This window comes from Bacteroides sp. RTP21281st1_H5_RTP21281_210402 (assembly GCF_040918965.1).
GTDB lineage: Bacteria > Bacteroidota > Bacteroidia > Bacteroidales > Bacteroidaceae > Bacteroides > Bacteroides congonensis.
In genome coordinates, this window is record NZ_JBCOWR010000003.1 from 407,246 (window position 1) to 419,234 (window position 11,989).

The window sequence follows — 11,989 nt, forward strand, 5'->3', positions numbered from 1 at the left end:
ATTATTCACTATCTAAAATAAAAAAATCATGAAAAAGTCAATCTGGAAACAAATCCTGCAAGTTATTATCACAGTAGCCACTTCTATCGTATCCGCCCTGGGAGTAACCTCTTGTATGGCTCATATTTAAGCATACGGAAATCGACAGTATCATTATGAAAGAGCTGAAAGAGTTTTCATTGAAGGAAGAATATGTCCCGCGCGGCATTCAGTATATCGTCGTGCATTGCAGTGCTACACGGGTAACTATTCCCTTCACAGAGGAGCAATTGCTCCATTGCCACCTGAAACGGGGGTTCAAATGTATCGGGTATCATTTTTATGTGACAAAGGATGGAGTGCTCCACCACACCCGCCCGATGAGTGAGATCGGAGCTCACGCGCTGGGATTCAACTTACATAGTTTGGCAATCTGCTATGAAGGCGGACTGGATGAATCGGGAAAGCCTGCCGACACAAGGACTCCTTTACAAAAAGAGACGCTCCGGCGGGTATTGGGCGAATTGAAAGGGCTTTATCCCGAAGCGCGGATTGTAGGGCATTATCAGTTGAGCGCGGATGTCCACAAGGCTTGTCCTTGCTTTGACGCGAGAAAAGAGTATTCACAAATCTAGCCGGACATCCTAGTTACAAAAGGCGGGGGAACAGCATACGTTGTCTCCCGCCTTTTACATTCTACCAATAATCAGGTGGAAAACTCCAAAGAAAAAGTATCAAGGCAGGAAGAAGCGTCAGACACAATTCTTTCGGGCAAATAAAAAAATGCGACCAAATATTTTGCTGAAATTTGGTCTAATATTCCTTTTTATTAATTAAAAAGGAAACTGTTTACCAGACGTTTATTGTATTTCGGTCTCTTTTCTATATATTTGCGCCCGCATTTAGCATTTCTATAAACTACCTTATTCAAAAAACAGCTAGATAAAATAGAACCGATGGATAAAATAAACGCAGTAATTACAGGAGTTGGCGGATATATACCCGATTATATCTTGACTAATGATGAGATTTCCAAAATGGTTGACACCACCGACGATTGGATTATGGGACGCATCGGAATCAAGGAAAGGCATATCCTGAAAGAAGAAGGACTCGGCACTTCATATATAGCGCGCAAAGCGGTGAAGCAATTGATTCAACGCACGCAAACGAATCCGGATGATATTGACCTGATTATTGTCGCTACTACTACGCCTGACTACCGCTTTCCTTCGACTGCTTCTCTTTTATGTGACAGGCTGGGATTGAGAAATGCTTTCGCTTTTGATATGCAGGCCGTGTGCAGCGGTTTCCTGTATGCGTTGGAGACGGGGGCGAATTTCATCCGTTCGGGAAATTATAAGAAAGTGGTGGTCGTAGGGGCTGAAAAGATGTCGTCCATCATCAATTATACGGATCGGGCCACTTGCCCGATTTTTGGTGACGGCGGGGCGGCTGTCATGTTAGAGCCTACCACTGAAGATTTGGGTATCATGGATGCCGTGCTGAGAACAGACGGCAAAGGCTTGCCGTTCTTGCATATAAAAGCCGGTGGTTCGGTATGCGCCCCTTCTTATTATACATTGGATAATCAAATGCATTATATCTATCAGGAAGGACGTACCGTATTCAAGTATGCGGTAGCCAATATGTCTGACGCCTGCGAAGCCGTAATCGAAAGAAACCATTTGAGCAAGGAAAATATCGACTGGGTGATTCCCCATCAAGCCAACCAACGCATCATCACTGCCGTGACACAACGTCTGGAAATACCATCAGAAAAAGTAATGGTTAATATCGAGCGTTACGGCAACACAAGTGCCGGGACACTCCCGCTTTGCATGTGGGATTTCGAGGACAAATTCAAAAAGGGAGACAATGTGATCCTTACGGCGTTCGGAGCAGGGTTCGCCTGGGGAGCTATTTATTTGAAGTGGGGATATGACGGTAAGAAGGAATAAAAAAACAGGACTGTTCAGTTATAAAAGAAACCGCCTGATTCACTATGAGTCAGGCGGTTTCTTGTTTTTATTTCCTTTAGGAAGCGGTGCGTACGGTACTTTAACCTACGATTTTACAAAACATCATAAACTTGTAACTATCTACTAATAAACAGCTTATTACAATTGATATATATCGTAAAATATCATTCAAAATCTTTTGCTATCCCAATAATTGGGTGTATATTTGGGTGCTAATTTAATTACACCCGAATATGAATATCAAGAGAAACATCATCTTTTCTTTGGAGAGCCGTAAGAAGAACGGCGTACCAATCGTGGAGAATGTGCCTATCCGTATGCGTGTGATATTTGCCAGCCAGCGCATCGAGTTTACAACGGGCTACCGCATCGACGCAGCCAAATGGGACACAGACAAACAACGTGTAAAGCCGGGCTGCACCAACAGGCTGAAACAGAGCGCATCCGAAATCAATACCGACCTGCTGCGCTACTATACGGAAATACAGAACATCTTCAAGGAGTTCGAGGTTCAGGGAACCATGCCTACCACCGCACAAGTAAAGGAGGCTTTCAACAGCCTGCACAGCGAAAAGAGGGAGGAAGAACAGCAGAAACCCCTGACGTTCGCCCCTATGGAGGTATTCGGGGAGTTCATCAAGGAATGCGGGACACAGAACGGCTGGTCTGACGCCACTTATGAGAAGTTCGCCGCAGTGAGGAAACACCTTGAGAAGTTCGACAAGGAACTGACCTTCGGGGCACTGGACGAACCCAAGCTGACAAGCTATGTGAATTTCCTCAAGGACGTGGAAGGCTTGCGCAACACGTCCACCATGAAGCAGATAGCCTACCTGAAATGGTTCCTACGGTGGTGCACCAAGAAAGGATACTGCATGAACAACGCCTACGAGAGCTTCAACCCGAAGCTGAAAAGCGTCCAAAAGAAGGTGATATTCCTCACATGGGAAGAACTGAACAAGCTGAAAGACTACAAAATACCCCCGACCAAGCAATATCTCGAACGGGTAAGGGACGTCTTTCTGTTCTGCTGTTTCAGCGGGCTGCGCTATTCGGACGTGTACAACCTCAAACGGAGCGACATTCGGGACGGGTATATAGAAATCACCACCGTAAAGACTGCTGACCGCCTTGTCATCGAACTGAACAACCACAGCAGGGCGATACTTGACAAATACAAGGACGTGGAGTTTGAAGGACACAAGGCGCTTCCGGTCATCAGCAACCAAAAGATGAACAACTACCTGAAAGAACTGGGGGAGCTTGCGGAAATCAACGACCCGGTAAGCGAGACCTACTACAAAGGCAGCGAGCGTATAGACACCATTACACCCAAATACGCCTTGCTGGGCACCCATGCCGGAAGACGGACATTCATCTGTAACGCTTTGGCATTGGGCATCCCCGCACAAGTGGTGATGAAATGGACGGGGCACAGTGACTACAAGGCGATGAAGCCCTACATAGACATAGCCGATGACGTGAAGGCAAACGCAATGAGCAAATTCAACCAACTGTAACTATCACACTATGGACGAAAGAATAACATCAATGATACCCCGCTACGGGAAGCTCAACAAAATATACGCCGAAATAATGTCCGGCGGCAGTTTCTCTTTTGAGAAGCAACAGTTCATTTCCGATTTTTACAGAGAGTACGGGGACACGCAGACCTTTGAGGCGGCACTTATCAGCCTCATGCTTGAAATGGACGCCACACACTATTCCGTACTCCTGAACAGTCTGAAACGGGAGATTGAGAGCAACATCTCGACTTACAATGCCTGCAAGGAGTTTTTTGACCGTCTCGATACCGGATATGTCTGCCGACAGCATGAAAGCCGTTTTGACTGGGGTATTGACAGACAGATGAAAGTCACAAACGGATATTACCGGGAACTCATGAAAGCGAATGGTTCTTTGGAGGCAGTAGGTTTTAGGGAGCACGACCGTCAGGAAGAGGAACTGCTGGAAAGAAGGTACGAACGGTGCAAACGGGAATACGACAAGGAGTAAAGCCAAACTGAATGAACTGTACACGCAGAAGGAGCAGGCAAGGCGGGAAGCCCTGCAATGCCTGCAAAACCGTTGCGGGGACATTTGCAGGCTGGGAGGCTCACTATTGGCAATCCTTGATAAATACCTGACCGACCAAAAGAAAAAGGAAGGGGAAGAAAAGGAAATTCCCTCATCCGCTACCACCCCAGCAAGCCCGCCCGCCTATTTCCCCATGCGACTGCTGTCAGCCATTTATGAGAAATGCAACGACAAACAGTTTGAAGCCGTTCCCGAAGCGGATTTCTACGCCGGAATGAACTTGCAGCCATGCAGAAACAGACTGAAGATAAGACCGGGAGAAAAGGCGCGTGTATGCTACCTGATATTCCTCATGAGTGAGACCCTCTCCAATCAGGACAGAGAGAAGTGGAAGGATGAAATCATGAGATTGCTGGACATAGACATAAAATATTACAAATCCAAATACAAGGCACCCGTTCCCCGTACAGATTTAGCCAGTGACAGCAATCAGGAATTTGCCAAGGAAATGCGGTCTATATTCCGATAGCCGGTGATATGTCCCGACATTCCACGACACGACCACTTTTACCACCCAAAATAATTTCTACCACTTCTTATTACTTACTGATATTTAACAAGATAGCGTGATACCCCAATCACGCTATCCACATCCTTACCACCCATACCCGGAACTAACTTTGCACTGTTCGAACGAGGTAAAAAGCCCATGCGCAGGGCTTACAGTACAAACGTTAATTTCATTCTGATATGGAAATTAGAGACCTTTTATCAAAGCCCGTATGGCAGATGACGGGCGAAGAGTTCATATTCCTGAACCGCCATGCCTTGCAGGGAAGCGAAACGAAGCCAGCCCAGCCAGCAGCCGACAAGGACAAGGACAAGAAATACGTGTACGGGATAGGCGGCATAGCCCGGCTGTTCGGGTGCAGCATACCCACAGCAAACCGCATCAAGAAAAGCGGGAGGATAGACAGAGCCATTACGCAGATAGGGCGCAAAATCATCGTCGATGCGGACATGGCGCTGGAACTGGCAGGACGTAAAAGCGGGGGACGCAGATAGGGAGGTGCCATATGGAAAACAAGGAAAGAAACATCACGCCCGAAGAGGCGGTAATCCTATGGCATGCCTCGCGGCTCGACCTTTCGGAAGACTACGAGCAGGCACCCGAAATCCTGAAAGTGCAGGGCTCCGTCATCGGCACGCTGGGAAACTTCAGCGCGTCAATCGGGAAAGCCAAGAGCAAGAAGACATTCAACGTCTCCGCAATCGTGGCGGCTGCGCTGAAAAACGGGACGGTACTGAACTATACGGCAGAACTGCCCGAAAACAAGCGGAAAATACTCTATGTGGACACCGAACAGAGCTCCTATCACTGTGCGAAAGTGGCAAGGCGCAGCCTGCGCATGGCGGGACTGCCGACAGGCAGCAACCATGAGAACCTTGAGTTCCTCGTCCTGCGGAAATACACACCCGAAGAGCGCATAGCAATCGTGAAGGAGGCAATCTACCGGACTGAAAACGTCGGGCTGGTAATCATCGACGGAATACGGGACATGGTGTACGACATCAACAGCCCCGGCGAATCCACGAAGGTAATCTCCCTGCTGATGACATGGACGGGGGAAAGGAACATCCACATCCATACCATACTGCACCAGAACAAGGGGGACGAGAATGCAAGGGGGCACATCGGAACCGAGCTGAGCAACAAGGCGGAAACGGTGCTGCAAGTGGAGAAGGACAGCAAGAACCCCGACATAAGTACGGTCAAAACCGCACATATCAGGGCGGTGGACTTCGAGCCGTTCGCATTCCGCATCAATGAGGAAGCATTGCCCGAACTGCTGGAGGACTACCAGTTCAAGGACAAGGATGAGACAAAAGGAAATAGGGAGAAGTTCGACCCGTACAAGGACATCACCGAGAGGCAGCACCGCATCGCACTGGAAGCGGCATTCACCCTGAAAGACGAATACGGCTATCAGGAACTTGCGGAAGCTTTGCAGGAAGCATACGCCTCTGTCGGTGCCACACTCGGCGGCAACAAGGTGGTAAAACTCATCACCGTACTCAAAAGCAAGCGGATGATAGTGCAGGAGAACGGCAGGAAATACACCTTCAATCCCGACTTCCACTATTAGCGGCACAGACCGGAAACCACTTTACTTTAGTCAGGGCATATATATACGTCAGAGTAAAGTGAAGTGTTCCGGTTACTGATAAAAGCACTTTACTTTATTCCCGTACCATATATATACGGAAGTAAAGTAAAGTGGATACAGCCCGTAATATACGGAAAGGTACGGGCGAAAAGAAAAAAAACAATATCCACTTAAACAGAAATCTACATGAATACGAATGAAGCGAAACAGATACGCATAGAGGAATACCTGCACAGTCTCGGCTACGACCCGGTAAGGCGGCAGGGAGGAAATTTATGGTACAAGTCACCGTTCAGGGACGAGCGGGAGCCGTCCTTCAAGGTGAATACGGAACGCAACCTATGGTACGATTTTGGCGCGGGCAGGGGCGGGAACATCATCGCACTGGCGCAGGAACTCTACGCGTCCGACAGCCTGCCCTACCTTTTGGAACGGATAGCGGAGCAGGCGCCCGGCGTGCATCCGGTCTCCTTTTCTTTTGGCAAGCAGACACCCTCAAAACCGAGTTTCCAACAGTTGGAGGTGGTGCCGCTCTCTTCCCCCGCCTTGTATTCCTATCTGCGGCAGAGGGGGATAAATACGGAGCTGGCAAAAAGAGAATGCAGGGAAGTGCGCTATCTGACCGACGGCAAACCATACTTTGCCGTCGGCTTCCCCAACCGTTCGGGAGGCTACGAGATACGCAACAAGCTCTTCAAGGGGTGCATCGCACCGAAGGACATCACCCACATACGGCAGGAACAGCCGAGGGAGACCTGCTGCCTCTTCGAGGGCTTCATGGACTACCTCTCCTTCCTCACCCTGCGGCTGGAAAGGTGTCCCGACCTTGACGGGCAGGACTACATCGTGCTGAACTCGACTTCCAACCTATCCAAAGCAATCCGACCTTTGGACGGTTACGGACGCATCCATTGTTTTCTTGACAACGACAAGGCGGGAATGGAAGCCGTTCAGGAACTGCGGGAGGAATACGGGCTGCGTGTCCGGGACGCGTCACACATATACGGAGGCTACAACGACCTGAACGACTTCCTTTGTGGTAAACGGTCAGGACAAGCGGAACGACGGCAGGAGAAGCAGGAACCGGAGGGAGGACAACGGCAGGCAAGGCAGCCGAAAAACAAAGGCATCAGGATGTAACCGCACGTGCACCGGAAGGCTTTAAAAAAGCCATAGCTCATTAGGGCTTTTTCTTCACGCAATGCACGCATTGCTAAAAAAGCCCCAATGAGCAAAAGGGACGCCGCCCCTTTTGAAACCCCGGAGCCATGCGGCATGGGAACAAGGCAGGGGAAGTATTAACCGAAAAATGTATTACAGTTATGGGATATGCAGTTTTGCATTTGGAAAAGGCAAAAGGTGCGGACGGTGCAATGTCCACGCACATAGAGCGTACCGTCCACCCCAAGAACGCGGACAGTACGCGCACGCACCTGAACCGGGAACTGGTGCAGTTTCCCGAAGGGGTGAAGAACCGCACCGAGGCGATAGCGCACCGGATAGAAACGGCAGGCATCAGACGCAAGGTGGGCACCAACCAGGTGAAGGCAATCCGGGTACTGCTCACCGGAAGCAACAAGGACATGAAGCAAATGGAAGCGGACGGGCGGCTTGACGGCTGGTGCAGCGACAACCTGAAATGGCTCCGTGAAACATACGGGGAGCTGAACCTCGTGTCGGCAGTCCTGCACATGGACGAGAAGACACCGCACATACACGCCACAGTCGTACCGATAGTGACCGGGGAGCGCAGGAAAGCCAGACAAGAAGAACGGAACGGGAAAAAGAAATACAGAAAGAAGAACCCGCAGGACGTGAGGCTGTGCGCTGATGACGTCATGGCAAGGCACAAGCTGAAACACTATCAGGACACCTATGCACAAGCCATGAGCAAATATGGCTTGCAAAGAGGAATAGACGGTTCGCTGGCAAAGCACATACCGACCTCGCAATATTACAAGGAACTGATAGAACGGCAGGACAGCCTACAGGAGAACATAGAAAACCTGCTGGGGCTGGAAGAGGAAGCGCAGAAGAAACTGAAAAAGGTCAAGGGGGAAATCAACGTGCAGAAGATGAAGGGTGCGGCGGTGAACGCCACCACAGCCATAGCGGACGGGGTGAGTTCTCTTTTGGGAGGCAGCAAGGTCAAGAGGCTGGAAGCGGAGAACGAAAGTTTGAGGCAGGACATTGTGAAGCTGCAAAAGCGGGTACAAGCCGAGCAGAGGGAACAGAAGAACATGGAGAACCGCCACAACAGCGAGATAATCAGAATAGACCGGAGTTACCAACAGAAAATTGCAGGGTACGACAATAGGCTGAAACAGATAGATACCTATTTCCCTATCGTAACGGAACTGCTGCCCATAGCCGAACAATGCCGGGAAGTGGGGTTCACCGAGGAACTGACAAGGCGAATCGTCAGCCTGCAGCCCGTAGGGTTCAAAGGCAGGCTCTATTCGAAAGAACACAAGGAGAGGTTCAGGACGGAGCACTCGACGGCAACCGTGGAGAGGAACCCGCAGGAGAATGGGAAATTCAGGCTATGTATTGACGGTATGCCCATACTCGAATGGTTTAAAATGAAATTTCAGGAACTCAAAGAAAAATTGGGTATAAGCCGCACCCAAAAAGAGGAAAACACACCGAAGAGGGGATTAAGGTTATAAATATACTATATTATAAATATATAGTGGCAGTTTATAAAGCCTATCCATTTTTTTGCTAATTTTGCAATCGGAATTGAGCAGTGGCTCTTTTCGGTACATATTAAAAGAAGAAAGAAGCGTTATGCTCATCTTGCGTTCGAAAACCTGAGAAATTTTCAATGTATGACAAGAGAAGGCATAGTGGTTCTCACGCTATAGGCGTGGGCTGCTATTACCATATCTGTCATACAAGGTTTTCTCAGGACCTTCGAACAAAGGCATGGCATTGCAGTTCCACGCTTCGTGTTTTTATAAACTCATCTTGGAACTGGGATGATAAAGTTTTAAACTCATGGCACTGATAAATTGTAGTGAATGTGGAAGCCAAATGTCTGACAAAGCTCAAAGCTGTCCAAAATGTGGTGCACCCAATCCCAATGCATCTATGCGGATTCCGATGGGATTTTCCTTTAATCCATGCGCTTGGCATAGCGATGCACCAGCTGTATCGTCTTGCGTTACTTGTGGAAGAGCGATGTGTAAAAAATGTGTAGATTCAGCACCTTTTACATTAGACAATAAGCCGCAATGTAATGAATGTAGCTTGCAGATGTTAGCAGAGAACATAGCAGCTAATAAAAAAACAAAAGCCTGGTCTATTGTCAAACTTATATTCTTGTTGTTCTTCATGTCTATCGGACTTATGATGTATTTGTCAAATCCAAATGACATCATGAATGCATGGATTTATGCAGGTCTTGGCGGACTTCCCTCGGCATTGAAAACCTTTGTAACCCGTTCAGCAGAAGAAAAATGGGCAGATGAAGCCATGTCACGTGTAAATCCGAGTGAAGGATGTTTCCAACAAATGGTTGCTTTCATCATCAAAATAATCTTTGCTTTTGTTTTCGCTCCAGTTGCTGCTATTTGGTTTACGATAAAGAATAGTATCGCTATCGCAAAATCCAGTCGTGCTATCAAGGCAGACCAAGAGGATTACGATACGATTCAGTCACGTATGCAAGAAATGGAACACCCTAATGAAGAACTTGCCCCCTATATCGAGCAAGAACCACAAATGACAAGTCAGACTTCTGCCTATGCTCCGGCTCAACCTGAAATTCCGTCACAACAAGTCAATCCTAATCAAACATCTACTGATGCGATACATTCGCAACCCGCCCAGACTTTTCAAACTCCCCCGGTTGCACCGTCTTATCAAGTACCGACATCAACAAAACGGAACAACACCCTGATTATTGGCATTGCCATTGGTGCGATAGCACTTGTCGGACTTATAGCAGGATATTTCATATGGTATGTTCCTTATGCCAAAGATAGGGATGCGCTGCGCACTTATGTAGTTGCCAACAATGTATTTTTGCGTTCATCAAAAGTAGCAGGGGTAGAGTACAATATTTTATCCAAAGTGCCTTATGGCTCCGAACTGATTACCTATTCCAAAGATACGGAATGGGCAGAAATCAAGGTAAATGGTGTGGAAGGGTTTGTTGCCTCTCCATATTTGCTTGAATGGAACGATTTCAAATTGCTTAATGATGTATGGGGCAGCGCAGACACAAAGGAATACATCGAATCTTCCAAGTGCCGCCTTGCAATACTTGATTACTGCAAACGCAATCAACTTACTACCGGGAATGACGGTTGGCAGCTTTACACGTTGCAGAAAAATGTAAAGCCTAATAATGTTTTATTCCCCCGTTTGAATAATGGCTATGAGAAATTTACAGAATTCGCCTTTATCCTCAAAAACAACGCCACGCAAGAACGGCGGTTTGCCATATATTCTTTTGATGAAGAAACAGAGCAGCCTATCTTCCTATATGAAGAGAATGCACCGGAAGACGGGCAAATAAAGAATGTAAAATATAACAATGGAAGGAATGAATATAGCGTGACCTATACCGGAAATAATGCCGTTGCTCAATCTAAGGAAACATACACGCAACAGCAAAACCAAAACACCGTAAAAGAAATCCCATACGTACCGGTAGTTGAAGCAGAGGCAGAAAAACTTGTGATAGCGGAAGACGACGCACCGACTGGCGCAGGCGTGAATGATGTGGCTGTTGCTAATGCGGATGATAACAGCATATATGAGGTTGCCGAACAAATGCCTGAATTCCCCAATGGCGGAACGGCTGGTCTGATGAATTTTATCGGCAAGAACTTAAGATACCCCACTTATTGCCAAGAGGAAGGCATACAGGGCAAGGTTATTGTGGCATTTGTGGTAAACAAAGACGGTAGCACAAGCGATTTTAAAGTTTTATGGAGTGCGAATAAATATTTAGATAAAGAAGCACTGCGGGTTTTAAGTAATATGCCCAAATGGAAACCCGGTAAACAGAAAGGCGTACCCGTGAGGGTTAAGTACACCGTACCTATCAATTTTAAACTCTCATGAGAACTACATTAGGAGTATTTTTACTGTTAGTAAGTTGTGTATGTACATGGTTGGTATGCAGTTTTCATCATCAGAGGATTATCTCTAAAATTGAGAACGCCAACATTATAGTCATATCCAAACAAGATATGCAGCTAAACCTAATCGACTACAAAGGAGATACATTGTTTTGCGCTCCTATTGCGGTAGGGAAGGCATACGGAAACAAACAGAAGCAGGGAGATATGCGTACTCCGGAAGGGGTATTCCAAGTTGTTGATATTCAAAATGCGTCTGAATGGACACATGATTTTCACGACGGCAAAGGAGAAATAAAGGGGGCATACGGAAAACACTTCATACGCTTGAAAGTACCCGGACATAAGGGAATAGGCATTCACGGAACACATGCCCCTAAAAGTATCGGAAGTAGAGCGACAGAAGGATGTATCCGGTTAAATAATGACGATTTGGAACGGTTGGTAACCTTAATATATCCCCCACTAACAGTTGTTATCACTCCGTCCGCAATGGACGAAAGCCAAAATTTGAAGAAATAAAATATTTCAATAGTAGAAAGGATTATTTACCTTACAAGTAAGTTGTCCTTTCTATTTGTATTTCCCACTTTGCTATTAAATCAAAGCACCCGATTTTACATTGCTGGGTGTAAAATCGGGTGTTTTCTTTATAACTTGTTGATTTTCAATATTTATTGCGGTGCGTACGGGACTCGAACCCGTGACCCCATGCGTGACAGGCATGTAT

The 11,989-nt window shown here is 47.2% G+C and carries 10 protein-coding genes and 2 pseudogenes; 11 read left to right on the forward strand and 1 reads right to left on the reverse strand.

The features are described 5' to 3' along the window. Positions 1-28: 28 nt before the first annotated feature. The 9 genes and pseudogenes from AB5443_RS07105 (at position 29) to mobV (ending at position 8,835) form a co-directional block, all read left to right on the forward strand. Positions 29-130, forward strand: a complete 102-nt coding sequence (locus AB5443_RS07105) for a smalltalk protein (protein WP_022139776.1) — start codon at positions 29-31, stop codon at positions 128-130. A 25-nt stretch (positions 131-155) separates the two neighbouring features. Further along, positions 156-614 (forward strand): N-acetylmuramoyl-L-alanine amidase, encoded by a 459-nt coding sequence (locus AB5443_RS07110; RefSeq protein ID WP_022139777.1) that lies wholly within the window; start codon positions 156-158, stop codon positions 612-614. A 321-nt stretch (positions 615-935) separates the two neighbouring features. Next, entirely contained in the window at positions 936-1,940 is a 1,005-nt protein-coding gene (locus tag AB5443_RS07115) for a beta-ketoacyl-ACP synthase III (protein WP_368113549.1), read from the forward strand. A 254-nt stretch (positions 1,941-2,194) separates the two neighbouring features. Next, positions 2,195-3,481: a phage integrase SAM-like domain-containing protein gene (locus AB5443_RS07120; protein WP_368113550.1), complete on the forward strand. Its 1,287-nt coding sequence runs from the start codon at positions 2,195-2,197 to the stop codon at positions 3,479-3,481. A gap of 10 nt (positions 3,482-3,491) precedes the next feature. Then, a pseudogene (locus tag AB5443_RS07125) lies at positions 3,492-4,527 on the forward strand (hypothetical protein). 221 nt (positions 4,528-4,748) lie between these two features. Continuing rightward, complete coding sequence (locus AB5443_RS07130; RefSeq protein ID WP_227186943.1) at positions 4,749-5,063, forward strand: DUF3853 family protein; 315 nt, start codon at positions 4,749-4,751, stop codon at positions 5,061-5,063. Between the two features lie 11 nt (positions 5,064-5,074). Further along, complete coding sequence (locus tag AB5443_RS07135; RefSeq protein WP_136010365.1) at positions 5,075-6,145, forward strand: AAA family ATPase; 1,071 nt, start codon at positions 5,075-5,077, stop codon at positions 6,143-6,145. 207 nt (positions 6,146-6,352) lie between these two features. After that, positions 6,353-7,306 (forward strand): toprim domain-containing protein, encoded by a 954-nt coding sequence (locus AB5443_RS07140; protein ID WP_368113551.1) that lies wholly within the window; start codon positions 6,353-6,355, stop codon positions 7,304-7,306. A gap of 182 nt (positions 7,307-7,488) precedes the next feature. Next, on the forward strand, positions 7,489-8,835 hold the full coding sequence (gene mobV, locus AB5443_RS07145; protein ID WP_368113552.1) for a MobV family relaxase: 1,347 nt from the start codon (positions 7,489-7,491) through the stop codon (positions 8,833-8,835). Between the two features lie 381 nt (positions 8,836-9,216). Here the strand turns inward: mobV and AB5443_RS07150 are convergent, their stop codons facing one another. Next, positions 9,217-9,504 carry a hypothetical protein gene (locus AB5443_RS07150; protein ID WP_234169476.1) on the reverse strand — a complete coding sequence of 96 codons (288 nt, stop codon included), beginning with the start codon at positions 9,502-9,504 and terminating at the stop codon, positions 9,217-9,219. A gap of 1,411 nt (positions 9,505-10,915) precedes the next feature. Between AB5443_RS07150 and AB5443_RS07155 the strand changes: the two are divergent. After that, positions 10,916-11,242, forward strand: a pseudogene (locus tag AB5443_RS07155) (energy transducer TonB); the annotation flags it as partial. After that, on the forward strand, positions 11,239-11,781 hold the full coding sequence (locus AB5443_RS07160) for a L,D-transpeptidase (protein ID WP_227186940.1): 543 nt from the start codon (positions 11,239-11,241) through the stop codon (positions 11,779-11,781). The pseudogene AB5443_RS07155 and the gene AB5443_RS07160, both read left to right, overlap by 4 nt. The last annotated feature ends 208 nt before the right edge of the window (positions 11,782-11,989 follow it).